The 25,801-nt window shown below is 58.3% G+C and carries 22 protein-coding genes; 11 read left to right on the top strand and 11 right to left on the bottom strand.

Annotated features, from left to right (window positions below):
* Positions 1-21 precede the first annotated feature (21 nt).
* Complete coding sequence (gene helD / locus ATE40_RS05495; protein ID WP_063919145.1) at positions 22-2,076, bottom strand: DNA helicase IV; 2,055 nt, start codon at positions 2,074-2,076, stop codon at positions 22-24.
* Positions 2,077-2,242: 166 nt separating this feature from the next.
* Between helD and ATE40_RS05490 the strand changes: the two genes are divergently transcribed.
* Together ATE40_RS05490 and yccS are read left to right on the top strand one after the other, a co-directional pair.
* On the top strand, positions 2,243-2,695 hold the full coding sequence (locus tag ATE40_RS05490) for a YccF domain-containing protein (protein ID WP_025159665.1): 453 nt from the start codon (positions 2,243-2,245) through the stop codon (positions 2,693-2,695).
* Between the two features lie 26 nt (positions 2,696-2,721).
* Positions 2,722-4,857, top strand: coding sequence for a YccS family putative transporter (gene yccS / locus ATE40_RS05485; RefSeq protein WP_063919144.1), 2,136 nt, complete (start codon positions 2,722-2,724; stop codon positions 4,855-4,857).
* Between the two features lie 3 nt (positions 4,858-4,860).
* Here yccS and ATE40_RS05480 read toward each other — a convergent pair whose 3' ends face one another.
* Positions 4,861-5,517: a TfoX/Sxy family DNA transformation protein gene (locus tag ATE40_RS05480; RefSeq protein ID WP_025159666.1), complete on the bottom strand. Its 657-nt coding sequence runs from the start codon at positions 5,515-5,517 to the stop codon at positions 4,861-4,863.
* 230 nt (positions 5,518-5,747) lie between these two features.
* On the opposite strand from ATE40_RS05480, the gene sulA reads away from it, so the two are divergent.
* Positions 5,748-6,254, top strand: a complete 507-nt coding sequence (gene sulA / locus ATE40_RS05475; protein WP_063919143.1) for an SOS-induced cell division inhibitor SulA — start codon at positions 5,748-5,750, stop codon at positions 6,252-6,254.
* Between the two features lie 357 nt (positions 6,255-6,611).
* Positions 6,612-7,691 carry a porin OmpA gene (gene ompA, locus ATE40_RS05470; RefSeq protein WP_025159667.1) on the top strand — a complete coding sequence of 360 codons (1,080 nt, stop codon included), beginning with the start codon at positions 6,612-6,614 and terminating at the stop codon, positions 7,689-7,691.
* A gap of 106 nt (positions 7,692-7,797) precedes the next feature.
* On the opposite strand, the gene matP is transcribed toward ompA, so the two are convergent.
* Positions 7,798-8,256, bottom strand: coding sequence for a macrodomain Ter protein MatP (gene matP / locus ATE40_RS05465; RefSeq protein ID WP_019454505.1), 459 nt, complete (start codon positions 8,254-8,256; stop codon positions 7,798-7,800).
* A gap of 210 nt (positions 8,257-8,466) precedes the next feature.
* Here matP and ATE40_RS05460 point away from each other — a divergent pair, with 210 nt between their 5' ends.
* The 4 genes from ATE40_RS05460 (at position 8,467) to fabF (ending at position 12,888) form a co-directional block, all read left to right on the top strand.
* On the top strand, positions 8,467-10,215 hold the full coding sequence (locus ATE40_RS05460; protein ID WP_025159668.1) for an AAA family ATPase: 1,749 nt from the start codon (positions 8,467-8,469) through the stop codon (positions 10,213-10,215).
* Positions 10,216-10,283: 68 nt separating this feature from the next.
* Positions 10,284-10,802 (top strand): bifunctional 3-hydroxydecanoyl-ACP dehydratase/trans-2-decenoyl-ACP isomerase, encoded by a 519-nt coding sequence (gene fabA, locus ATE40_RS05455; protein ID WP_019454507.1) that lies wholly within the window; start codon positions 10,284-10,286, stop codon positions 10,800-10,802.
* A 284-nt stretch (positions 10,803-11,086) separates the two neighbouring features.
* On the top strand, positions 11,087-11,614 hold the full coding sequence (locus ATE40_RS05450; RefSeq protein WP_019454508.1) for a winged helix-turn-helix transcriptional regulator: 528 nt from the start codon (positions 11,087-11,089) through the stop codon (positions 11,612-11,614).
* On the top strand, positions 11,611-12,888 hold the full coding sequence (gene fabF / locus ATE40_RS05445) for a beta-ketoacyl-ACP synthase II (RefSeq protein ID WP_063919142.1): 1,278 nt from the start codon (positions 11,611-11,613) through the stop codon (positions 12,886-12,888). The genes ATE40_RS05450 and fabF overlap by 4 nt, the downstream gene beginning before the upstream one ends.
* 63 nt (positions 12,889-12,951) lie before the next feature.
* Here the strand turns inward: fabF and rmf are convergent, their stop codons facing one another.
* The 6 genes from rmf to rlmKL all read right to left on the bottom strand — a co-directional run bounded on the left by rmf (position 12,952) and on the right by rlmKL (position 21,009).
* Positions 12,952-13,122: a ribosome modulation factor gene (rmf, locus tag ATE40_RS24025; RefSeq protein WP_004928150.1), complete on the bottom strand. Its 171-nt coding sequence runs from the start codon at positions 13,120-13,122 to the stop codon at positions 12,952-12,954.
* 270 nt (positions 13,123-13,392) lie between these two features.
* Entirely contained in the window at positions 13,393-13,953 is a 561-nt protein-coding gene (pqiC, locus tag ATE40_RS05440) for a membrane integrity-associated transporter subunit PqiC (protein WP_019454510.1), read from the bottom strand.
* Positions 13,950-15,596 (bottom strand): intermembrane transport protein PqiB, encoded by a 1,647-nt coding sequence (gene pqiB, locus ATE40_RS05435; protein WP_019454511.1) that lies wholly within the window; start codon positions 15,594-15,596, stop codon positions 13,950-13,952. The genes pqiC and pqiB overlap by 4 nt, the downstream gene beginning before the upstream one ends.
* Positions 15,583-16,899, bottom strand: coding sequence for a membrane integrity-associated transporter subunit PqiA (gene pqiA, locus ATE40_RS05430; protein WP_019454512.1), 1,317 nt, complete (start codon positions 16,897-16,899; stop codon positions 15,583-15,585). Before pqiA ends, pqiB begins: the two co-directional genes overlap by 14 nt.
* A 73-nt stretch (positions 16,900-16,972) precedes the next feature.
* Positions 16,973-18,877 (bottom strand): ABC transporter ATP-binding protein, encoded by a 1,905-nt coding sequence (locus ATE40_RS05425; RefSeq protein WP_063919141.1) that lies wholly within the window; start codon positions 18,875-18,877, stop codon positions 16,973-16,975.
* A gap of 5 nt (positions 18,878-18,882) precedes the next feature.
* Positions 18,883-21,009, bottom strand: coding sequence for a bifunctional 23S rRNA (guanine(2069)-N(7))-methyltransferase RlmK/23S rRNA (guanine(2445)-N(2))-methyltransferase RlmL (rlmKL, locus tag ATE40_RS05420; protein ID WP_156785402.1), 2,127 nt, complete (start codon positions 21,007-21,009; stop codon positions 18,883-18,885).
* 103 nt (positions 21,010-21,112) lie between these two features.
* On the opposite strand from rlmKL, the gene ATE40_RS05415 reads away from it, so the two are divergent.
* A complete protein-coding gene (locus ATE40_RS05415; RefSeq protein WP_025159671.1) occupies positions 21,113-22,216 on the top strand; it encodes a YcbX family protein in 1,104 nt (367 codons plus the stop codon).
* Positions 22,217-22,222: 6 nt separating this feature from the next.
* Here the strand turns inward: ATE40_RS05415 and ATE40_RS05410 are convergent, their stop codons facing one another.
* Both ATE40_RS05410 and pyrD read right to left on the bottom strand, forming a co-directional pair.
* Positions 22,223-22,771 carry a cell division protein ZapC gene (locus tag ATE40_RS05410; RefSeq protein WP_004928171.1) on the bottom strand — a complete coding sequence of 183 codons (549 nt, stop codon included), beginning with the start codon at positions 22,769-22,771 and terminating at the stop codon, positions 22,223-22,225.
* Between the two features lie 176 nt (positions 22,772-22,947).
* Complete coding sequence (gene pyrD, locus ATE40_RS05405) at positions 22,948-23,958, bottom strand: quinone-dependent dihydroorotate dehydrogenase (protein ID WP_019454516.1); 1,011 nt, start codon at positions 23,956-23,958, stop codon at positions 22,948-22,950.
* Between the two features lie 258 nt (positions 23,959-24,216).
* Here pyrD and ssuE point away from each other — a divergent pair, with 258 nt between their 5' ends.
* Positions 24,217-24,795: an NADPH-dependent FMN reductase gene (gene ssuE / locus ATE40_RS05400; protein ID WP_019454517.1), complete on the top strand. Its 579-nt coding sequence runs from the start codon at positions 24,217-24,219 to the stop codon at positions 24,793-24,795.
* Positions 24,796-24,819: 24 nt separating this feature from the next.
* Positions 24,820-25,791, top strand: a complete 972-nt coding sequence (locus ATE40_RS05395) for a sulfonate ABC transporter substrate-binding protein (protein ID WP_063919139.1) — start codon at positions 24,820-24,822, stop codon at positions 25,789-25,791.
* The last annotated feature ends 10 nt before the right edge of the window (positions 25,792-25,801 follow it).

Below are 25,801 nucleotides of genomic sequence, written 5' to 3'. Positions count from 1 at the left end.
GGCGGCCGCCAGGCCGGATGCTTAAGGCTTTTTCTGCGCCGGGACGCCAAGCTCCCGCAGGTGTTCAACGAACACCGAAGGACGTTCAGGATCCTGCAACAGCCAAACCTGATGTTTGGCGCGAGTCAATGCGACATACAGCAGGCGGCGCTCTTCAGCATCCGGGAAGTCCTCCGGCTGCGGCAGCAGCACCTCTTCCAACACCGACTCACGCGCCACGGCAGGGAAGCCGTCACGCCCGTCATGCAAACCGGCGATGATGACGTATTCCGCCTGTTGCCCCTTGCTGGCGTGGATGGTCATAAACTCCAAATCCAGCTTGGGCCAGCGGGTGGCCGCTTTCGCCAGCGCTTCCGGTTTCAGATGGTGATAACGCGCCAACACCAGGATACGCTCATCCGGCTTGGCATAACCGCTCAGCTTGTCCAACAAGGGCTCCAACTGCTCGTGCGGCAAGATCGCCACCGACTTTTTATTGCCCTTGCTCAGGCTGTTGAGCGGTTTTTTCAGCTGATGCGGATTCTGCTGCACGAACCGGTTAGCCACCTCGCCGATCCGCTCATTGAAACGATAAGTGGTATCCAGCGCGCACTGCGCCCCTTCGCCGAAGTTCGTGGCGAACGCCGTGGTTAACGTCAATTCTGCGCCGCTGAAGCGATAAATCGCCTGCCAATCATCACCCACCGCAAACAGGCAGGTCTGTTTGTTCTGCCGGCGCAGCGCCGCCAGCAACAGCGCGCGCTGCGGCGAGATATCCTGAAATTCATCGACCAGAATGTGTTTCCACGGGCTGACGAAGCGCCCCTTGTCAAGAATATTGACCGCCTGATGGATAAGGCCGGAGAAATCCACCGCCCCCTCCTCTTTCAAGGCGCTTTTCCAGGCCTTAAGCAGCGGTGCCATCAGCCGGATACGTTTCGAGAACAGATCACGAATCTCTTCATTCGCCTGCTCAATCATTTCCGCCTGGCTGCCGCCGTGCATGCGCATCAGCCCCAGCCAGCGCTCCAGCCGGCCCGCCAGCCGATCCGCCAGGCGTTTATCCTGCCAGAAGTCGCCTTCCGGCACGTCCCATTCCAGCTCTTCAGTCAACCATTGACGCCACCCCTTGGCCTGGGCTTTCTTCTCCGCACACTGTTGGCGCCAGTGGGCAATCAGCAGCTCTTTGCGCGCTTTGGCGTCGGTTTCCAAGCGGCTGATGGCAGGTGCTTTACGACTGCCCTGCTGAATGATTTGCAGCGCCAATGCATGAAAGGTTTTGGCCTGAATGCCGACATCACCCAGGCGTTCTTTAATACGGTCGTTCATTTCACCGGCGGCCTGACGGCCGAACGCCAACAGCAAAATTTGGCCCGGCTCCGCCTCCTGACGACGCAACAGCCAGCCGGCGCGCGCCACCAGCACTGACGTTTTGCCGCTGCCGGCGCCGGCCAGCACCAGCACGGAATCCTCGCCATTGACCACCGCACGGCTCTGAGACTCATTGAGCGGCGAACTCTCGACGGTCTGGAAGAAGTCATGGTGCTGCTCCAGCATGCGCTCGGTCCATTGCCGGTTGCGTTGGTCGACGCTGCGCTGCCCTTGCTGCAGCCATTGCAGACACAGCTGATAGTCGGCGCGGCAGTTATCGAACGCCTCCAGGCGCGCCACTGGCATCGGCAGCGCGGAGAAAGCCTCGCGAATTTGCTGCTGCAGCTTGCCCAACTCAGACTTTTTGAACCACTTATCTTGTTGCTCGATGCGCTGGATCTGCGCCACCTGCTGTTGCAGCACGCCGGCGCTGATCTCGCTCATTTCGGCGCTCCACTGCTGCCACACCTGCTGCAGATAGTGATAAAAACGCTGCGTTTCCTGCCATTCGGTGCCGTGCAGCCGCACCACTTTTTCGTCCGGCAGCTCAAATTCCAGCTCGCCCCAGACGATGCCGCGCTTGCACCTGACCTGAATCAATTGATTGAAGGGGATCAGGTATTCATGTTTTTCCCCGCTCACCTCAACACCGGCGTGCAGCAACCGCACGCGGTTATAAGGGTGCTGAGCCAGGTGTTTCCCCAGCGATGTCGCTTTAAGTTCCATATCGTCGCGCCATGACTATGTTGAGATTAAATAACGGATATCTGCCAGTTTACCTGCGATAAGCAGTGGCACTCTAGCGCTAAAAAAAGGGTAGAATAGATTTTGCGTTTTTATCGTGAATACGCCCGCATCGCGGTTTGGCCATCATTAGAGCAGAATGACGTCTATGCGTACTGTACTGAATATTCTTAATTTTGTGTTGGGCGGTTTCGTCACCACGTTCGGCTGGCTCATCGCCACGGTGTTCAGCGTGCTGCTGGTCATCACATTGCCGCTTACCCGCTCCTGCTGGGAAATCACCAAGCTGTCACTGGTGCCGTTCGGCAACGAAGCGATACACGTCGATGAACTGTACCCGGAGAAAAGCAATACGCTGCTTTCCGCCGGCGGTTCGCTGCTCAACATTATCTGGCTGGTGCTGTTCGGCTGGTGGCTGTGCCTGTCGCACATCGCCGCCGGTATCGTGCAGTGCATTTCGATCATCGGCATTCCGGTCGGCATCGCCAACTTCAAAATTGCCGCCATCGCACTGTGGCCGGTGGGACGCCGCGTCGTCTCGGTAGAAATGGCTCAGCAAGCCCGTATTGAGAATGCTCGCCGCCAATATCAACAGCGTTAATTTTTTCTCCGTTTGAGGAGTTTTTCGTGCTCTCTTTTGCACCCGCAGTTCGTCGATATACCTACAACAGCAACCTGCTGTACCACCTGCGCATCCTTATTGCGCTGACCGGCACCACCGCCGTTCCCTGGTGGCTGGGCATTCCCAAGCTGACCATCCCGCTCACGCTGGGCGTGGTGGCGGCGGCCCTGACTGATTTGGACGATCGCCTGGCCGGCCGGCTGCGCAATCTGCTGATCACCCTGGTATGTTTCTTTATCGCCTCCGCCTCGATCGAGCTGCTGTTCCCCTATCCCTGGCTATTCGCCCTGGGCTTAACCACGTCGACCTGCGGTTTTATTCTTCTTGGCGCCCTGGGGCAACGTTACGCCACCATCGCCTTCGGCGCGCTGCTGATCGCGGTTTACACCATGCTCGGCACCGCCATGTACGATGCCTGGTATCAACAGCCGCTGCTGCTGGTGATCGGCGCACTGTGGTATAACCTGCTGACGCTGGCAGGCCACCTGTTGTTTCCTATCCGGCCGCTGCAAGAGAACCTGGCGCGCTGCTACGATCAATTGGCCAACTATCTGGACGCCAAAGCCAACCTGTTCGATCCCGATGCCGAGCGCGACGCCGACCTGCCGTGGATGGATGTCGCGATGGCCAACAGCGCCTTGGTTGCATTGCTCAACCAAACCAAAGCCTCGCTGTTGACGCGCCTGAAAGGCGATCGCGGCCAGCGCGGCACTCGCCGCACCTTGCACTACTATTTTGTCGCCCAAGATATCCACGAACGCGCCAGCTCTTCCCACGTTCAGTATCATGCGCTCAGCCGACAATTCCGACACAGCGACATTCTGTTCCGCTTCCAGCGGTTGCTGAGCATGCAGGCGCGCGCCTGTCGCCAGCTGGCGCAATCCATCCTGCTACGGCAAAAGTACCAGCACAACCCGCGTTTTGAGCCGGCGTTCAACCGCATTCAGGAGGCCTTGACGCGCATCGCCGAAACCCAGGGCAATGCCGAGCAAGCCAAGGCGTTGGCGCATCTGCTGAAAAACCTGCATGCGATCGATGCGCAGTTGGCCAATATCGAATCAGAGCAGACATTGGCCAGCGGGCAGGCGGAAGAGAACAGCCTGGCCGACGACCGCTTAACCGGCTGGAGCGACATCCGCCTGCGCATCAGCCGCCATTTGACGCCCCAATCGGCCCTGTTCCGTCACGCCATCCGCATGTCGGCAGTGCTGTGCGTAGGCTACGCCTTCATTCAATTCACCGGCATGCAGCACGGCTACTGGATCCTGTTGACCAGCCTGTTCGTCTGCCAGCCGAACTATAACGCCACCCGCCGGCGCCTGGCGCTGCGCATCATCGGCACCCTGGCCGGCATACTGATCGGTTTGCCAATCCTCTATTTCGTACCTTCAGTGGAAGGGCAGCTGGTGTTGATCGTTATCACCGGCGTTCTGTTCTTCGCTTTCCGCACCGTGCAATATGCCCATGCCACCATGTTTATCACGCTGCTGGTATTATTGTGCTTTAACCTGTTGGGCGAAGGGTTCGAAGTGGCTGCCCCGCGCGTTTACGACACGTTGCTGGGCTGCGCCATCGCCTGGGCGGCGGTCAGCTTTATCTGGCCGGACTGGAAATTCCGCCAGTTGCCGGTGGTGGTGGATAAAACGCTGAATGCCAACTGCCGCTATCTGGACGCCATTCTGGTGCAATATCATCAGGGTAAGGATAACGGCCTCGCCTACCGCATTGCGCGGCGGGACGCCCACAACAGCGACGCCGAATTGGCTTCGGTCATCTCTAACATGTCCGCCGATCCCAAAGCCGACAAGGCCCTGCAGGAGGCCGCCTTCCGCCTGCTCTGCCTGAACCACACTCTTCTGAGCTATATCTCGGCATTGGGGGCGCATCGCGAGCGGCTGAGTACCCCCGCCACGCTCGATCTGCTCAATGACGCTGTGTGTTACGTGGATGGTGCCTTGCATCAGGAAGAGCAGAACAGCCAGCGGGTTGCACAGGCGTTGGAGCAGCTGGCTGAGCGCATTCGCAAAGCCGTTCCGGAGCCGGAAAGCAAAGAACAGTTGGTCCTGCAGCAGGTGGGGCTGATGCTCGAACTTCTGCCGGAGCTCACCGCGCTGCACGCCCAAATTAATAAGACAACCTAATGTTCAGGGCCTGATCGACGGGCCCTGAATCACCGGTTCATGTCCGTGACGGCGCATCGCCATCGTATGTTCGAACCAGCGCACCAGCTCGTTACGCAATTCGGCCGGCAACGCCGCCTGGTGATAGCCGGCTATCGCGCCCCCCAGCGACAGCAAGACTCGCAGCCCCAGATTGGTCTGCTGTTGCAGTAAACGCAGATAGCTGCGCTTGGCGCCTTGCAATCGGAGATCATAGGCGTTGCGAATGCCCGCTCGCCACAGCAGACGCTCCATATTGACGTCAATATTCGGCAGCGCCTTCAACCTGCCGTGATCGCCGGCCTTGAGCCTTTGCTCCCGGCGCGCCTCTCTGACCGCCTGCCAAGCCAGCCCGACCAGCTCGTTGCACTCGCGCCACAGCGACTCGTCAACCCAGTAATAACGCAGTGTGATCGGCACGCCCCGCTTGGAATAGACCATGTTGACCATTCCCCGTGCGCGAAACACCGGCTCCATGCTCGCCGTTGCTCGCAAATACAGCTCGCCTTCTGCGATCACGGCGAACATGACCCCTTCAGCCAGCAGGCCGTAGCCGCCAAACTGCGATCGCGTGGTGATGGCCCCCAGCGCCGCAAAGCAATTTTTAGCCTGCGCGATTCTACTCGTCGACATCCTTTTCATAGCGTTTCTCCGTTTTAGGTTCTGGTCGTAATATTTCTCTCATCAATGAAAAAAGTAACGCGAACAACTAATTAGAAAAATACGCACTATCCGTCTGCCTGCCAATCCCAAACAAACCCCGGTATAAAAAATGTTCGTAATTATGCGAGCCGCTACGAAAATTTGGGTTGATCTTATCCTAAATCAGGGATACTGTATAAACATACAGTAACACGACGGGCGGGAACTCAATGCGTACTCAATCACTCTACCAACCTCATTTCGGCCAAGGCGCTTTTACAGCGCGCAACGTTGCGAAGAACACGGATGTCGGCAAAGAGAATGGCTTGATCAGTGAACTTGTTTACAACGAACGCCAGCCCGCCGTGGCTCAATTGTTGTTGCCCTTGTTGCAGCAATTGGGCAAGCAGTCTCGCTGGTTTTTATGGCTGACGCCGCAGCAAAAATTAAGCAAGCAATGGCTGCAGCAATCCGGCCTGCCGGTGGATAAAATGGTGCAGCTAAGCCAAATCAGCCCGGTAAATACGGTTGAGGCGATGGAAAAAGCGCTGCAAACGGGAAATTACAGCGTGGTTCTCGGCTGGTTGCCCGAGCTAACGGAGGAGGATCGTCTAAAATTAAGACGTGCGGCAGAATTGGGTAATGCCTACGGGTTTATCATGCGTCCTCAACGTGACATTGGCCCGACTCACGGACACTGTTCCACCCTAAAAATTCACTCTTCTTTGTATCATTAAGTAAATTTAGGATTTTTCCCATCATTTTCGCACCCCGTGAAGGGAACCTTTGCGGGGTCAGGCAGAAAGCTAGTCCGGCTGCGGTTTGGCACGAAAAAACGCCTGGTGAATCGCCGTTTTTTTAGGCGAAGAATGTTAGCAAATATGTACGATTCCGCGTTTTTTTTTAGAGCCTTATCACATCACACTTGTAACTTTCGCGCCACGTTGTAGACTTTACATCGCCAAGGTTGCTCTATAACGCCAGAAAAACTGGCGAGTAACAAACGAGGGCTTAAACCTTGGCGAAGGAATTTAACCAAGGGCTTAAAACAGCTTTAAAGCTCATTGCCTATTTGGATGATAACGAGGCGCAAAATGAAAAAGACAGCTATCGCATTAGCAGTGGCACTGGCAGGTTTCGCTACCGTAGCGCAAGCCGCTCCAAAAGATAACACCTGGTACACCGGTGCTAAACTGGGCTGGTCCCAGTACCACGACACTGGTTTCTACGGTAACGGTTACCAGAACGGTATCGGTAACGGCCCAACCCACAAAGATCAGCTGGGTGCAGGCGCGTTCCTGGGCTACCAGGCAAACCAATACCTGGGCTTCGAACTGGGCTATGACTGGCTCGGCCGCATGCCTTACAAAGGCAGCGTGAACAACGGTGCTTTCAAAGCACAGGGCGTTCAACTGGCCGCTAAACTGAGCTACCCAATTGCTGACGATCTGGACATCTACACTCGTCTGGGTGGTATGGTATGGCGCGCAGACTCCAAAGCTAACTACGGCAACGGCACTCGCCTGAGCGACCACGACACCGGCGTTTCTCCGCTGGCTGCTGTTGGTGTTGAATACGCACTGACCAAAAACTGGGCTACCCGCCTGGACTACCAGTTCGTAAGCAACATCGGTGACGCAGGTACCGTTGGCGCACGTCCAGACAACACCATGCTGAGCCTGGGCGTTTCTTACCGCTTCGGTCAGGATGACGTAGTTGCTCCAGTTGCTCCAGCTCCAGCTCCGGCTCCAGTTGTTGAAACCAAGCGTTTCACTCTGAAGTCTGACGTGCTGTTCAACTTCAACAAAGCAACTCTGAAGCCACAAGGTCAGCAGGCTCTGGATCAGCTGTACACCCAGCTGAGCTCCATGGATCCTAAAGACGGTTCCGTAGTTGTTCTGGGTTACACCGACGCCGTTGGTTCTGCTCAGTACAACCAGAAACTGTCTGAAAAACGCGCACAAAGCGTTGTTGACTACCTGGTCTCCAAAGGCATCCCGTCAGACAAAATCTCTGCACGTGGCATGGGCAAAGCTGATCCAGTTACAGGCAACACCTGTGGCTACAAAGCTGGCCGCGCTACCAAAGCTCAGATCGACTGCCTGGCACCAGATCGTCGCGTAGAGATCGAAGTTAAAGGTATCAAAGACGTTGTAACTCAGCCTCAGGGCTAAGTTTACTCGCTTAGTAAAAAACCCCGCATTGCGGGGTTTTTTTTCGTCTTGAATTTATCCGAGCATTCAAAGCCATACGCAACCGAAGGCTCTCCCTCAGCCCCGTTTACTTGGGCTCTTTGCCGAGAATCGCCTTCAGGTCTTCTTTCAACGACGACATCTGGTTCGCATACTTCTCTTTGCGTTCAGCATCCTCGATAAGCTGCACCACGGTTTCCGACAGCGTAACGCCGCGGCGGCGTGCTAAAGCAGCCAGGCGTTGCCAAACCAAAAACTCCAAATCGATAGATTTTTTACGCGTATGCTGGTGTTCTGCGTTAAAATGACGTTTGCGGCGGGCGCGGATCGTTTGCTTCATCCGGTTATCCAGTTCCGGATTCATATGGGCGGCAATCCATGCAAGTACCTTTACCGGCTCATTTTCCAGCTTCAGCAGCTCGTTAACCGCTTCCTGAGCAGCGCTGTTTTCAATGTAGCGGGTAATGAGTTCCCCTTCCCGGTGCTTCTTCACCAGGTACTTCCATTTCCAACCGCTCTCCAGATTTTCCAGTTGCTGATATTTCATCTTGAGCTCTTCAGTGACCGCGTAACTTCAACTAAGCATAACAGCTTTGCGCCGAATTTCCCCGGCAATTAAGCCGTCTTTTAGACTGTTTTTTGCACAGTCATCGCGCGATGTCAAACTCCCTGACGCCAACTGGCACTCCGCATGTATCAAGCCGCCGTTATTCTTGTATAATCGCCCTTTCCCTTTTTAACGATTGCATCTAACACTTTGACCAATAACCGACTTGAATGGCAATCTTTATTGCCGGACGTAACGCCTTATCAGGCGATATTTGATACCGCCGCTCAGTTGGCACCCGTGCCCTTTTCCGCCATTCAGCCTCGGCTGGAAAATGCCCTGACGCTATTTTGCCACCCCCAATCGCCGCCGCGCTTTATGCTGTTGAAAGCGCAAGAAACGCGCGAGTACCTGGAGCTGATCGCTAACGCCGTCAAGCCGCTGCTGACGAAAAATACCGCATTCCGCGGCAGCCACTATGTCATTCAGGATGGCCAGGTCAGCGTAGCACCGGCCAGCCGTGGCGATGAACCTTTCGCCGCCGGCGGCGCTTGCGTGTTCCAGGATTGGATTGAACCCGAGCAGCTGTTTGGCTGCGTGCGGATCCACAATGGTGACATCACCCTGCAGCCAGGCCTGGTGCACCAGGCCAACGGCGGCATTCTGATCCTGTCGGCCCGGGCGCTGCTGGCCCAGCCGTTGCTATGGCTGCGGCTGAAGCAAATGATCGGCCAGCGCCAGTTCCATTGGGTTTCGCCCGACGAAACCCGCCCGCTGCCGGTAGCCATTCCGCCAATGCCGCTGGATCTGCGTCTGATCGTCGTCGGCGACCGCCACGGTCTGGCCGATTTCCACGATATCGAGCCGGAGCTGAGTGAACAAGCGGTCTACGGTGAATACGAAGACGACCTGCAGCTGACCGAAGTTGATGATATGGCGCAGTGGTGCGGTTACGTCAACGGCGTAATCGCCGAGCGGCAATTGCCGATGCTGGCGGCCGACGCCTGGTCGCCGCTGATCGTCCAGGCGGTGCGTTACAGTGGCGACCAGGGCATCCTGCCGCTCTCGCCGGTTTGGCTTGGTCAGCAGCTGTCCGAAGCCGCTCTGTATGCCGAAGAGGATCGCATTACCGCCAAAGCGTTTGAAGCGGCATTGAATGCCCGCGAATGGCGTGAAAGCTATCTGGCCGAGCGTATGCAGGATGAGATCGAACTGGGCCAGATCCTGATTGAGACCGAGGGTGAAGTCGTCGGACAGATCAACGGGCTGTCAGTTCTGGATTATCCCGGTCATCCGCGCAGCTTCGGCGAACCATCGCGCATCAGCTGCGTTGTGCACCTCGGCGACGGCGAGTTTACTGACGTCGAGCGCAAAGCCGAACTGGGCGGCAACCTGCACGCGAAAGGCATGATGATCATGCAGGCGTTCCTGATCGCCGAGCTGGATCTGGATCAGCAACTGCCCTTCTCCGCCTCGATCGTCTTTGAACAATCTTACGGTGAAGTGGACGGCGACAGCGCCTCGCTGGCTGAGCTGTGCGCATTGGTCAGCGCCCTGTCTCAGCAGCCGATCACTCAACAGATCGCCGTCACCGGCTCCGTCGACCAATTCGGCAACGTACAGCCGATAGGCGGCGTTAACGAAAAGGTCGAAGGTTTCTTCGAGGTTTGTTTGCGTCGCGGTCTGACGGGCAAACAGGGCGTCGTATTGCCCGTGACCAACGTGCGCCACCTGTGTCTGCGTCAAGATATCGTCGATGCGGTGCGCGAGGGGCAGTTCCATCTGTGGGCAGTCGAAAGTGCGGCGGAAGCCTTGCCTTTGCTCACGGGTTGCCTCTACTCTGACGAACAACAGCCGAATCTGTTGGCGGCCATTCAGGAACGGATTGCGCAGGTCAGCCTGCAGGAACGCCGCCGTCCGTGGCCGCTGCGCTGGCTCAACTGGTTCAACCACGGCTGATCGGACTTGTTCAGCGTACACGTGTTAGCTAACCTGCGTCCTTCATTAAAATAAGGCTTACTGAGAACATGGTAGATAAACGCGATTCCTATACGAAAGAAGACCTCGAAGCATCCGGCCGTGGCGAGCTGTTTGGCGCCGGTGGCCCACCGTTGCCGGCAGGTAACATGTTGATGATGGACCGCGTGGTCAAGATGACCGAAGACGGCGGCACTCACAACAAAGGTTATGTGGAAGCGGAACTGGATATTAATCCGGACCTATGGTTCTTCGGTTGCCACTTTATCGGCGATCCGGTCATGCCAGGCTGCCTGGGCCTGGACGCGATGTGGCAGTTGGTCGGCTTCTACCTCGGTTGGCTGGGCGGCGAAGGCAAAGGCCGCGCGCTGGGCGTCGGTGAAGTCAAATTCACCGGCCAGGTGCTGCCAACCGCGAAGAAAGTGACCTATCGCATTAATTTCAAGCGCGTCATCACCCGCAAGTTAATCATGGGCGTCGCCGATGGTGAAGTGCTGGTTGACGGTGAAGTAATCTACACCGCCACCGATCTGAAAGTGGGCCTGTTCAAGGATACCGCAGCGTTCTAATCGCGCTGAAGAGAAGGCGGCCACCGCCTTCTCTTTTCAAGCCAATCGGCGGATTATCACTTTCGCCTTCAGTGTCTGAGTATCCCAATTCTCACGGCCTGCTTTACCCCCTGACTCCGCTATCTCTGCCCTATTCCTATCTGATGCGGCCAAATCAACAGCGGCTCAAACGCGCCCCTTATCATCGCCCTGACGGTTTTTTCCTCCTGCTGTTTGCTTGCCTTTCAAGATCGCCTAATATGTCTACCTAGTAACTACAATAAATGTACTTACAAAGGAATCAAATGCAAAAAACCTGTTTTAGCGATGCGCCTTGCCCGGTTGCGCGCTCATTGGATCTCGTCGGAGAATGGTGGAGCATCCTGATTCTGCGCGACGCCTTTCAAGGGCTCTCCCGATTCGACGAATTCCAGCAGAGCCTGGGGATGTCGCCAACTCTGCTGGCCCGACGGCTGAAGGATTTGGTCGCCCACGGCATTCTGCATAAGGAACTCTATCAAACGCGGCCGGCGCGCTATCAGTATCTGCTCACCGAGCGCGGCAACGATTTTCTCCCCGTGCTGGCTGCCCTCTCGCAATGGGGTAATCGCCATCTGACCGACGGTGACATCAGCGCCCAATTGATCGACAGCCGTTCCGATCAACCGATCGAGGTACAGTTGATCAATCACGACACTCAGCAACCGGTGCCGCAACGGTTTATTACGTTGGCGCCAGGGCCGGCGGCCAGCGACGGCATACATCAGCGCGCCGAGTTGATGCGGCGCCGGCGCCTCGAAAATTTCCCAGAATTGACCAAGGAGACATCATGAACCATCGTCGTATCGTCATTACCGGCATGGGCGCCGTTTCACCGCTAGGGTGCGGCGTAGAGACCATCTGGCAGCGTTTGTTAAACGGGGAATCCGGTATTCGTCCTCTGCCTGAAGAGATCGTGGCAGAGCTGCCGGTCAAGGTGGGAGGACAGGTTCCCGAGCTGGCGCAAGATGCCGAGGCGGGATTCAACGCCGACGCTGCCGTCGCCCCCAAGGACCAAAAGAAAATGGATCGCTTTATCCTGTTTGCCATCGCGGCGGCGGACGAAGCCATTCGTCAGGCCAGCTGGATAGCCGATACGGAGGAAAAACAGGAGCGCACCGCCACCGTCATTGCCTCGGGCATTGGCGGTTTCCCGGCGATTGCCCAGGCGGTACGCACCACGGACAGCCGAGGCGCCAAGCGCCTGTCGCCGTTCACCATCCCCTCTTTCCTCGTCAACCTGGCGGCCGGGCATGTGTCAATCAAGCACCGCTTCAAAGGCCCGATTGGCGCCCCGGTCACCGCCTGCGCGGCCGGCGTGCAGGCCATTGGCGATGCGGTGCGTCTGATCCGCAATGATGAGGCCGATATTGCGCTATGCGGCGGTACCGAGGCCGCGATAGATACCGTCAGTCTGGGCGGCTTCGCCGCCGCGCGCGCCATGTCCACTGCACCGGCCGAATTGGCGCGCCAGGCCTCCCGGCCCTTCGACAGCGCCCGGGACGGGTTTGTCATGGGGGAAGGCGCCGGCATGCTGGTGATTGAAACGCTGGAACACGCGCTGGCGCGCGGCGCCACGCCGCTCGCGGAAATCGTCGGTTATGGCACCAGCGCCGATGCCTACCACATGACCTCCGGCGCTGAAGACGGTAACGGCGCCTATCGGGCGATGAAAATCGCGCTGAAGCAAGCGAACGTCGCCCCCGAGGAAGTTCAGCACTTAAACGCGCATGCGACCTCGACCCCCGTCGGCGATTTGGGCGAAATCAACGCCATCAAACATTTGTTTGGCAGCGCCGGAACTGTCGCCGTGACCTCGACAAAATCAGCGACCGGGCACCTGCTTGGCGCCGCTGGCGGGCTGGAAACCATCTTTACCGCCCTGGCCCTGCGCGATCAGATAGCCCCCGCGACGCTGAATCTGGATAACCCCGATCCGGCGGCGGCAGGCCTGCACCTGGTCGCGAAACAGGCGGAGTCGATGAACATGACCTACGCCTTATCAAACGGCTTCGGGTTTGGCGGCGTGAATGCGAGTATTTTGTTGAAACGCTGGCGGGATGAGTAAACGCTGAAACAAAAACCTCCGCCAAAGGGCGGAGGTTATTCCTTTTATTTGACAGGGAGCCGCTTAAGCGGTCACAGCCCTGTCTTCCATGGCTTCTCGCCAACCTCCCAGCCATTGAGACCGGGCGTCCACTGATGATTGGTAGGGACAATGTTCCCTGGAACGCCCTAAAATACCTGCCTGATACCCTCTCGAATGCGCCCTTTCCAGACGATCGCGTTTCTGTCTCTTCATGCCTCGTTTCCCTCATTTTGGTCTGGTGGAAAGAAAACAATGGCTGCTTTTTGCGCAGCCACGAGTAATCAATAGCGCTAAAAGAGCAGAAGATCAATGCGCAAAATTCACGCCAATGTCATATTTGTGAGCTACACACGCGGAAAAGGCTAAGTGGCTGATCTGCAGGGAAAGGATTTAACTGTTTGAAATGAAATAAAAATCCCTGCCGATGAGAAAAAAAGACTTTTCACGCCGACAGGGATTAGATGATTTTAGACCAAATTATGACTAAATGCCGCCCATCTGTGTTGCGATAGCCTGAGCCTCCTGCTGCCAGCCCTGCGCCAGGGTGCGCACCAGGGCGTCATAACCGTCCTCACCCTGTTTCAGCTCCAGGCTGAACGGCCGTTTGATCAAACGCCCCTGGCGGTTCAGCACCCACTCGCCGCGAATGATCGCTTTACCGTCAAAGCGGCCGTGGAAACCGCTGATGGTCACGTTCAGCACATCCTGATCGCTGCTCATCGGCTGCGAAGAGACCACCCAGCCCGGCAGCGCGCTGCTCAGGTTGGTGACCAGCGTTTGCTGCAGCTGCTGGTCGAGCGGGCTGGCCCACAGGTTATTTTGGGCTATCACGTACTGGACGTCGTTGGTCTGATACACCACGCCGCTCTGCGCCAGATAATCCGCCACGCTCACGTGCTCCAGCCACAGCTGGCGCGTGGAGGCGCCGCTGCTGCTGACCGCCGCCGGCGCGCCCAGCGCCGGCAACTGATAGTAGGTCTTCTGTGGTGAACTGCTGCAGGCGCTGAGCAACAGCGCCAGGGCTACCGGGATCCATTTCATCATTTAGTGGCCTTCTTCGGCTGAGGGTCATTGCTGCCAGCGGCTTCAAACACCAGCGCGTTGCTCTTCTCATTCAGGGTGCGCAGCACCGGCTGCAGCTCACGCAACACCTGGTCGAGGCGCTGCATGTCGCCCACCATCTTGTTGTAAGCCGGTGAGCCAGGCTGGAACCCTTTCATGCTGCGGTTCAGCTCCAGCAGCGTTTTCTGCATATCCTGCGGCAGCGCCTGCATCTCTTTGCTGGCGATGATGTCGTTCAGCGACTTCATGGTCTGCTGCGTCGACTTCATGGTTTTCTGGCTTTCCGCCAGCGTTTTGGTCGCCTCGTTGATCATCGGATTGATCGGCATCGCGTTGATCTTGTCCAGCGTCTGCATCAGCTTCTGCTGGATCTGTGCCAAACCGCCGCTGGTGGTCGGCATCAGCGGATAACCGAAGACCTCACGCGGCCCTTTCCACGCCTTCTCCTGCGGATAGAAGTCGAGATCGATATACAGCGAACCGGTCAGCAGGTTAGCGGACTTCATCGAAGCGCGCATGCCGCGGGACTCGGCGTCTTTCAAGTGGCCTTCGATATCGAAGTTGCCGCCCAGCTGTTTCTGGAAACGATCCGGCTCGATACGGATCAGCACCGGAATGCGGTAATCGTTATCCAGACGCTGCGCCATGCCCTCTTTATAGAACGGCACCTGCGCCACCGTGCCCAAACGGATGCCACGGAACTCGACCGGCGCGCCCGGCTGCAGGCCGCGTACCGAATCGGAGAAGAACAGCAGGTAGTCTTTATGCACGGTATACAGCGAATCCTGCGTGCTGCGCTGGTTGTCGAACAGCTGGTATTCCGCCTTCTCTTTCGCCTGCTCACCGCGATCCCAGCCGTCCGGCACATCGAAGCTGACACCGCCGCTGAACAGCGTGGTCAACGACCCCATCTCCACCCGCATGCCCTGCGCCGACATGTCGAACGCCACGCCGCTGTCTTTCCAGAAGCGCACGTTGGTGGTAACCAGTTGGTCATAAGGCGCGGTGATGAACAGCTGATAGCGCATGGCGCGCTCTTTAGGATCGAAGTAACTGGTCTCCACCGACCCGACGCGATAGCCGCGGAACAGCACCGGATCGCCGGCGTTAAGCTGGCCCGATTTTTCGCTGTCCAGCACGATGCGCAGCCCTTTGGCGTCCGGAGACGCCAGCGGCGGCGCATCGAGCAGCTGATAGTTGTCTTTGCCGTCTTTACCCTTGCTGCCCGGCTGCAGTTCGATATAGGCGCCGGAGAGCAGCGTACCCAAGCCGGAGACGCCTTCACGGCCGATCTGCGGCTTCACCACCCAAAAGGCAGAGTCCTGGCGCAGCAATTTCTCCATGCCGGAATTAAGGCGCGCCTGCACCATCACCTTGCTCAGGTCATCGCTCAGCGTGACGGTTTCCACCACGCCGACGTCAACGCTGCGGCTTTTGATTTTGGTTTTACCCGCTTCCAGCCCTTCCGCCGTCGTAGTGACCAGCGTCACCACCGGCCCCTGATGGCTGAAGTGGTAAAACAGGATCCAGGCGCCGATCAGCGCGGTCACGATGGGAATGATCCACACCGGCGACCAGCGTTTGATCTTCTCAACGTCCGCGACGCTATGATTATTTTCCGTCACCTTGCGGCTCCTTGTTGATTGTTTCACTTGCGCGATCCCAGGTCAGCCGGGGATCAAATGTCATGGCGGCGAACATGGTGAGGATCACCACCAGCGCGAACAGCACGGCGCCCGTCGCGGGATAAATGCTCATCAACTGCCCCATTCGCACCAACGCCGACAATACGGCGATCACAAACACGTCGATCATTGACCAGCGGCCAACGAATTCGACCACTTCATAAATCAGATGCATGCGCTCGCTGTCGGCGCGCGGCTTCTTCCTGCCGTTGGCGTCCCAGCACAGCCAGCCGATCGCCAGCATTTTCAGCGACGGCACCATGATACTGGCGATGAAAATCACCATCGCCACCGGGTAAGAACCGTCTCCCCACAGCAGGATCACCCCCGCCATGATGGTGGAGTTCATCTTGTTGCCCAGCGCCTCGGTCACCATGATCGGCATCAGGTTGGCCGGAATATACAGCATGATGGAGGTTACGAGCAGCGCCAGCGTCCATTGCAGGCTGTGGCGGCGGCGCACGTAGCCCTTGGTGTGGCAGCGCGGGCAGCGCACCTGACTGGCCGGCAGAATCGCCGTGCAGCAGGCGCAGGAGCGCACGCCCTGGCGCATGCCGGTGCGCCCCACCGTCAGCGGGCGATCGAGACGCGGCGCCGGCTCGATGTCCTGCCACAGCCAGCGCCGATCTACGCACTGGAAGGCGCGAACCTGCAGCAGACAGAACAGGCAATACGGCACGAAGCTGCTGCCGATGCCGATGTCGCCGTAGGCCATCAGCTTGACGAAGCTGACCAGCACCCCGGCGAGGAAAATCTCCACCATGCACCAGGTCTTGAACTGGAACAGCACCCTGGCCATCCACTCTTTAAGCCCCAGCGGCAGTCGCACTTTGGCGCACAGCAGGATGATCGCCACCATGCAGAACGCCGGGATCAGCTGCACGAACACCATAAACAGCGTGGCCATGCTGGCGTAGTCTTCCGCCACCATGACTTCCGGAATTTGAATCAGTCGGATCTCGTTGCCGAGACCGGCGACGCGCATGTTGATAAACGGGAAAATGTTGGCCAACACCAACATGAACAACGCGCTGAGCGCGTAACCGATCGGCCGCTTACGCGGCTCGTCCCAGCGGGCGCTGAGCGTGGTTTTGCAGCGCGGGCATACCGCTTTGCTGCCATAGGCCAGCGGCGGCAGCGCCACCAGCATGTCGCATTGCGGGCACAGTATCAGGTTATCCTGCTGCTGCGCCGCCGGTGCGGAATGACTATGCTGCTGATGATTGTTGTGGGAACACACCATATTCCTCCTAAATAACGTTGCTCACCGGCACGTCGATACCGCCCGCAGCAGCGCGCGGGCGGTATCGCAACGGTCAGCCGTTTTTCATCGCTTCCAGCTCTTCCCAGCGGGCGAAGGCCTGCTCCAGCGCCTGCTCGGCGTTAGCCAGCGCCGTCAGCACCTCTTGCGTTTCGCTGTGCGGCCGCGTGAAGAAGTCGGCGTCGCTCATCTGCGCCTGCAGCGCTTCGATTTCCGCCTCCAGCTGTTCGAGCCGCTGCGGCAGCTGTTCCAGTTCGCGCAGCAGGTTGTAGCTCAGCTTGGCCGCCGCCTTCTTCGGCTGTTCGGCCTTCTTCTCCGCCGCCGGTTTGTTCGCGCTCGGCGCCGCCTGGCGAATCGGTTTCGCCGTGGCGCGCTGGTGATGCGCATCGTAGTAGCCGCCGACGAAGGCGTTGATCACGCCATTGCCTTCGAAGATCCAGCACTCGGTCACCGAGTTGTCGACGAACTGACGATCGTGACTGACCAGCAACACGGTGCCCTGATAGCCGTCGATCAGCTCTTCCAGCAGCTCCAGCGTTTCGACGTCGAGATCGTTGGTTGGTTCATCGAGGATCAGCAGATTGCTCGGTTTCAGAAACAGCTTAGCCAACAGCAGACGGTTACGCTCACCGCCCGACAACGCCTTCACCGGCGTCATCGCGCGTTTCGGGTGGAACAGGAAGTCCTGCAGATAACCCAAGACGTGACGAGGGCGGCCGTTGACCATCACTTCCTGCTTGCCTTCCGCCAGGTTGTCCATCACCGTGCGCTCCGGATCGAGATCGGCGCGGTGCTGGTCGAAATAAGCCACTTCCAGCTTGGTGCCGCAGTGCACGCGGCCGCTGTCGGCTTTCAGCTGACCGAGCATCAGTTTCAGCAGCGTGGTTTTACCGCAGCCGTTAGGCCCCACCAGCGCAATCTTGTCGCCGCGTTGCACCTGGGCGGAGAAACCGCGCACCAGCACTTTCTCGCCGACCTGATAATTGACGTCTTCCAGCTCGAACACGATTTTGCCGGAGCGGGTCGCCTCTTCCACCTGCATCTTGGCGGTGCCCATCACTTCACGGCGCTCTGAACGCTCGACGCGCAGCGCCTTCAGCGCGCGCACGCGGCCTTCGTTGCGGGTACGGCGCGCCTTGATGCCCTGACGGATCCAAACCTCTTCCTGCGCCAGCTTGCGGTCGAACTCGGCGTTTTGCAGCTCTTCCACCCGCAGCGCTTCTTCTTTGCTCTGCAGATACAGATCGTAGTTGCCCGGCCAGGAGACCAGCTTGCCGCGATCCAGATCGACGATGCGCGTCGCCATGTTGCGGATAAACGAACGGTCGTGCGAGATGAAGACGATGCTGCCGTCGAACTCTTTCAGGAAGCCTTCCAGCCAGTCGATGGTTTCGATATCCAGGTGGTTGGTCGGTTCGTCGAGCAGCAGCACGCGCGGTGAGCTCACCAGCGCGCGGCCCAGCGCCGCTTTACGCAGCCAGCCGCCGGACAGCGAAGACAGTTCGGCGTCGCCGTTCAGCCCCAGCTGCAGCAGCACTTCGCTGATGCGGCTGTCGAGCTGCCACAGCCCCTGGTGATCGAGGATCTCCATGATTTGCGCCATGCGCGCCAGGTTTTTCTCGCTCGGGTCGCTTTCCACCAGGTGCGAGATCGCGTGATACGCCTTCAGGTGTTCCGCCTGCTCCGCGACGCCTTCCGCCACGAAATCGAACACGCTGCCGCCGATATTGCGCGGCGGATCCTGTTGCAAGCGCGCCACGATCAGATCCTGTTCGTAGATCACCCGGCCGTCGTCCAGCGGGATCTCTTTGCCGAGGATCTTCAGCAGCGTGGATTTACCGGCGCCGTTGCGCCCGACAAGACACACGCGCTCGTTGTCTTCGATATGAATTTCGGTGTTGTCTAAAAGCGGCGCATCGCTGAAAGAGAGCCAGGCGCCGGACATGCTGATTAACGACATAGTAATTATTTTCCTTCGCCGGCGTGAGTCACCAGCCAGCAGTTGTGGATCTGACGGTTACGGGCAAAATCCTGCGACAGCGTCTTGGCGGTGATCTCTTTCGCCTCCAGACCCAACGCGCTCAGCCCTGCCATATCCATTTGGAAACCGCGCTTGTTGTTCGAGAACATGATGGTCCCGTTGCGGCGCAGCAACCGTTTCAAATCTTTCATCAGCGCCAGATGATCGCGCTGCACGTCAAAGGTGTTCTCCATCCGCTTGGAGTTGGAGAACGTCGGCGGATCGATGAAGATCACGTCGAACTGTTCGTCGGCGTTGCTCAGCCAAGACAGGCAGTCGGCCTGGATCAGCCGATGCTGGCGGCCGGTCAGGCCGTTGGCGCGCAGGTTCTTCTCCGCCCATTCCAGATAGGTGCGCGACATGTCCACCGTGGTGGTGCTGCGCGCGCCGCCCAGCCCGGCGTGCACGCTGGCGGTGCCGGTATAGGCAAACAGGTTGAGGAAGTCTTTGCCGTTGCTCATCTCGCCCAGCATGCGGCGCGCGATGCGGTGATCGAGGAACAGGCCGGTATCGAGATAGTCGGTCAGGTTGACCCACAGCTTGGCGTTATACTCTTCCACCAACAGGAACTCGCCCTTTTGCGCCAGTTTCTCGTACTGGTTTTTACCCTTCTGCCGCTCGCGGGTTTTCAGGATCAGCTGATTCGACGGCAGTTCCAGCACCGCCAACGTCGCGTTGATCACATCGAACAGGCGCTGACGCGCTTTTTGCGCATCGACGGTTTTCGGCGGCGCATACTCCTGCACGACCACCTTGCTGCCGTAGCGATCCACCGCAACGTTGTATTCTGGCAGATCGGCGTCGTACAAGCGGTAGCATTCAATGCCTTGCTGCTTCGCCCACTTGTCGAGCTTCTTCAAGTTCTTGCGCAGACGGTTGGCGAAATCTTCCGCCACCTGCACGCCGCCGGTAGCGGCGCCGGCCGGGTTTGCCGCCAGCTGATAGTTTTTCTGCACGCACTCCAGCGGGCCGTTCTTCGCCTTGAACTGGCGCTCGGCGCGCAGCTGCAGGCAGCTCAACAGCTCCGGCGAAGCGCTGAACAATGACAGCTGCCAGCCGCCAAAGGCGCTTTTCATCACGCGACCCAGCATGTTGTGCAGCGCGATCAATGCCGGTTCGCTTTCCAGACGTTCGCCGTACGGCGGGTTGCTGATCACGGTGCCGTGCGGGCCTTCCGGCAGTGGATTGGTCAAGCGCGCCACGTCACCGACGTTGAAGGTGATCAGCTCGGCGACGCCGGCGCGGCGGGCGTTGCCGCGCGCCATTTCAATCACCCGGCGATCGATATCGGACCCGAAGAAGCGAGAGGGGGTTTCCAGCAGGCCACGGCGCGCGCGCACCTGCGCTTCGGTGGTGACTTCACGCCACAGGTCGGCGTCGTGACCGTTCCAGGCGCTGAAGCCCCAGTGTTGGCGGTGCAGGCCCGGCGCACGATCGGCGGCGATCATTGCCGCTTCGATCAACAGCGTGCCGGAGCCGCACATCGGATCGAGCATCGGCGTGCCCGACTGCCAACCGGAACGCAGCACGATGGCGGCCGCCAGGTTTTCCTTCAGCGGCGCCTGGCCGGTAAGATCGCGATAGCCGCGCTGGTGCAGGCCTTCGCCGCTCAGATCGAGGGCCACGCTGGCCATATCGCGTTGCAGGAAGACGTTAACCCGAATATCCGGCTGCTGCTTGGCGACCGTCGGGCGTTGGTCCAGTTTACGGGTGAAGCTGTCGACGATGGCGTCTTTCACCTTCAGCGCGCCATACTGGCTGTTGCGGATCTCTTCGTTCACGCCGCTGAAATGCACGGCAAAGGTTTTATCCACGCCAAAAATGCTCGGCCAGTCGATCGCCTGCACCCCGAGGTACAGATCCAGGTCGCTGTGCACGCGGAATTCGTTCAGCGGCAACAGAATGCGCGAAGCCAGGCGGCTCCAGAGCAGGCTTTGGTACAGAAGACGATCGTCACCCTGAAAATGTACCCCACCCTGCACCACTTTGCAGTCGTGAGCGCCAAGCGCTTCCAGCTCGCTTTTTAACAGTTCTTCCAATCCACGCGCCGTGCTGGCAAACAGAGAGTTCATATCGTGCTTATCACCAAAAAGAAAATTGTTGCGCATTATAGCTAATCCGCACCGCTTGTCATAAAGTTGCTCCCTTCTATTTAATCATCGCACGGAGATAAGGGTGATTACGCTTTCCAGACTCTACGTCCATCCGGTTAAATCATTGCGCGGTCTGCAGCTTTCTTACGCCCAGGTCGGCAGCAGCGGCCTGGCTTTCGACCGCAACTTTATGATCACCGAGCCGGACGGCACCTTTATTACCGCGCGCCAATACCCGCAGATGGTGTTGTTCACGCCGGCGCTGTTGCCGGACGGACTGTTCCTGACTGCGCCGGACGGCGAAAGCGCCGCCATTCGCTTCAGCGACTTCGCCGCCGCGCCGCAGCCGACCGAGGTGTGGGGCAACCATTTCACCGCGCTGATCGCGCCGGATGAGATCAACCGCTGGCTGAGCGGCTATTTCCAGCGCGACGTGCAGCTGCGTTGGCTGGGGCCGGAGTTGACCCGCCGGGTGAAGAAGCACCCTGAGATTCCGCTGACGTTTGCCGATGGCTACCCTTATCTGCTGATTAACCAGGCCTCGTTCAACGATCTGCAGCAGCGCTGCCCCGGCAGCATCAAGCTGGAGCAGTTTCGCCCCAACCTGGTGGTGAGCGGCGCAACCGCCTGGGCCGAAGACGGCTGGCAGGTGATCCGCGTCGGCGACGTGATGTTCGATCTGGTGAAACCCTGCAGCCGCTGCGTGCTGACTACCGTCAGTACCGAACGCGGCCGCAAGCATCCGAGCGGCGAACCGCTGAGCACGCTGCAAAAATTCCGCACCGCCGACAACGGCGATATCGATTTCGGCCAGAATATGATCGCGCGCAACAGCGGCATCATTCGCGTGGGCGATACGGTGGAAGTATTGTCGACCAAACCGCCGCGCCCGTATGGCGCCGGCAAAGTGGTGGAGAGCGTGCAGGCGCCGCAAGACAGCGCGCACAGCGTCACTATCGACTATGAAGGAAAGGTATTTACCGGCAACAATCAGCAGATCCTGCTCGAACAGCTGGAGCAGCAAGGCATTCGCGTGCCTTACTCCTGCCGCGCCGGGATTTGCGGCAGCTGCCGCATTACGTTGGTGAGCGGTGAGGTCGCGCCCCTGAAGAAAAGCGCGTTGGGCGACAACGGCACCATCCTGTGCTGCAGCTGCATCCCGAAAAGCGATTTAACCCTGGCGTAATCCGCCTTACACCGCCCTGTCGTAAGCCGGGGCGGCGCTTTCATCCTGCGCGCAGGGTTTCAGCCGATCGTGCATCACCTTGATGGCGTCGCCCAAAACCATGGTGCGGCCGGCCACCGTCAGCTGATTTTGCGCCAGCAGGCACAGGCTGGCGTTATCCCCGGCCTCCACCACCAGCAGGCGCGCTTCCGCGCCACTTTCCATCACTTTTACCGCCGCCAGCTCGCCATTTTTCGGCTGCAACGGATAGTGCTGCTGCGAGAAATGCCAGCTTTTCGGCATCAGCGGTTTCAGGAAACGGTAGGCGACCAGCGCATTCAGCACCAGCTCGGCGCGCTGCTCGTGGCTGAGCTTGACCTGTTTGCACTGTTCTTCATAGGTGAAATAAAGGGCGGCGTCATCCACGCAAAAAGCGCATTCATCGAAGGCGTCCGGCGTTAACATTTTGGCCGGGAAACGTGAACGAAAGATCATACCATTAGCTAAATCCAACATTAGCCGATCGTGTTCGGCATCAAAATACCAACGCCAATTATCGTCAGGTTTTATCTTCATTTCGTATCCTTCTCGCTGCCTACGCCAACGCCGCACTCACCCTAAAAGGCGATTTTATCATCGATAAAATAGCTTAAACATCGGATAATTCCGCGAACGATATTTATGCTAACGAACAAAATATAGACGAGCCGGGGGCAGAAATAAACCCCCGGAATAAAATGAGAGGAAAAATATTAGATATGGGTAACGATATCTTTAATCAAACGCGGGCCGTGATAGATAAATCCGGAATAAATTTGCAGCAGACTCGCGCCGGCCTCCATTTTTTCGCGCGCCGCCGTCAGCGAATCGATGCCGCCCACGCCGATAATCGGCAGGCGCCCTTGCAGTTCGGTGGAGAGACGACGAATCACCTCGGTGCTGCGTGATTGCAACGGACGCCCGCTTAACCCGCCCGCTTGCTCGCAGTAATTCAATCCCTGGATCAATTTTCGATCCAAGGTGGTATTGGTGGCGATCACGCCATCGATATTATGCCGCACCAGGCTATCGGCAATTTGGATCAATTCTTCTTCTGAAAGATCCGGCGCGATCTTTACCGCCACCGGCACATATTTGTGATGGCGCGCATGTAATTCCTGCTGCTTATTTTTAATCGCCGCCAAAAGATCGTCCAGCGCTTCGCCATACTGTAAGGATCGTAACCCCGGCGTATTCGGTGAAGAGATGTTGATCGCGATATAACCGGCATACGGATAAACTTTATCCATGCAGATCAAATAATCGTCTTTACCCTGCTCGACCGGAGTGTCTTTATTCTTGCCGATATTGATCCCAAGAATGCCGCCAAAATGGGATTTCTTAACGTTTTCAACCAGATTGTCCACGCCATGGTTATTGAACCCCATGCGGTTGATCAGGCCTTCCGCCTCAACCACGCGGAACAAGCGCGGCTTATCGTTGCCCGGTTGCGGACGCGGCGTCACGGTGCCGACTTCCACATGGCCGAAGCCCATCGCGCCGAACGCATCGATGCATTCGCCGTTTTTATCCAGACCGGCGGCCAATCCCAACGGATTTTTAAACGACAGCCCCATGCAGCTGACCGGTTTGGTCGGCACGGACTGGCGGACAAGAAACGCTAATGGGGTGCCGGTAATACGGCTGAGCTGACGAAAGGTCACTTCGTGCGCGCGCTCCGGATCGAGCTGGAACAACGCTTTCCTGATGAGGGGGTAGTACATGGACTCTCCTGATTTCCCGGTTGCAAACCGGGGGCGTATTATCCGGTATCCCCCGCCCAATTGGAATTGATTAAAGGCAAAAAAAGCCGTTTTTACGCAATCGTTTTCTCTCTTCGCCGCCAAATCGGCGCCAATCCGCTTTTGCGCATATCCAAATCAAAAAATGAGATTTAAAAAACGCGCCCAGTTGCTGGTAGGTTTAAAACACTTCCTATTGATTTTCTAATTAAACCTAACTTTTAGTTATAAGGAGTGGCAATGCGCGTTATATCACTGGCCGGTAGCCCACGCATCCCATCACGTTCCGCCGCACTGCTCTCGCTGAGTCAGAACTGGCTGCGGCAGCAAGGTGTGGAGGTGACGGCTTATACCCTGCACGACTTCGATGCCGAAGATCTGCTGTACGCCAACTTCAACAGCCCGGCGATCAAGGCCTTTGCCGACCAGCTGGCGCAGGCCGACGGCCTGCTGATCTCCACGCCGGTTTATAAGGCGTCGTTCTCCGGCGCGCTGAAAACCCTGCTGGATCTGCTGCCGGAGCGCGCACTGGATCATAAGGTGGTGCTGCCGCTGGCGACCGGCGGTTCGATCGGCCATATGCTGGCGGTGGACTATGCGCTGAAACCGGTGCTGGCGGCGCTGAAAGCGCAAGAGGTGTTGCACGGCGTGTTCGCCGACGATAGCCAGATCCAACTGACCGGTGAAAGCGCCACGCTCACCGACGCCGTCGCCGCCCGGCTGGAAGAGGCGCTGGCCAGCTTCTACCTGGCGCTTGGCCGCCGCAAACCGCCTGCGCTGCGCGTCGCCTCACCGCTAGCGACGCGCCAGACGGCCTGAAACGCCTGGAAAAGGAGAGCTTGAATGAAACAACGCATCGCTTTGCGCCGTTGGCTGAACGCCGCCGCCTTCACCGGCCTGCTGTCGCTGGTCTGGGCCAACGCCGCCGCCGCCGCCGCGCAGGATCCGGCGCAATTCCGCATCGGTTACCAGAAAGGATCGGTCAGCCTGGTGCTGGCGAAAAGCCACCGGCTGCTGGAGGAGCGTTTCCCCGCCACCCGCATCAGCTGGATCGAGTTTCCCGCCGGCCCACAGATGCTGGAAGCCCTGAACGTCGGCAGCATCGATCTGGGCAGCACCGGCGATATTCCGCCGATCTTCGCGCAGGCCGCGGGGGCGGACCTGCTGTATGTCGGCGTTGAGCCACCTAAACCCAAAGCGGAAGTGATCCTGGTGCCGGAAAACAGCCCGATCAAAACCGTCGCCGATCTGAAAGGCCATAAGGTCGCCTTCCAGAAAGGATCCAGCTCGCACAACCTGCTGCTGCGATCGCTGCAAAAGGCCGGCTTGAAATTTACCGACATCCAGCCCGCTTACCTGACGCCCGCCGATGCGCGCGCCGCCTTCCAACAGGGCAATGTCGATGCCTGGGCCATTTGGGATCCTTATTATTCCGCCGCGCTGCTGCAGGGCGGCGTCCGGGTGCTCGGCGACGGCACCGATCTGAATCAGACCGGTTCCTTCTATTTGGCGGCGCGGCCGTATGTCGAAGCTAATGGCGCCTTTATCAGCCAGGTCTTGACGGTGCTGACCCAGGCCGATGCGCTGACCCGCAGCGACCGGGCGCAAAGCGTGACCCTGCTGGCCAACGCCATGGGGCTGCCGGAGCCGGTGATCGCCAGCTATCTGGATCACCGCCCACCGACCGCCATCACACCGCTCGATGCGCATACCATCGCCGCACAGCAACAAACCGCCGACCTGTTTTACGCCAACCGACTGGTGCCGGTGAAGGTCGATATCTCGCAACGCATCTGGCGCCCAAGCGCACAATAAATAATGGGAG

It is taken from the genome of Serratia surfactantfaciens, assembly GCF_001642805.2.
Taxonomy (GTDB): Bacteria; Pseudomonadota; Gammaproteobacteria; order Enterobacterales; family Enterobacteriaceae; genus Serratia; species Serratia surfactantfaciens.
Note: the sequence above shows the minus strand (reverse complement) of the source record. Positions and strands in the feature narration are given on the sequence as shown.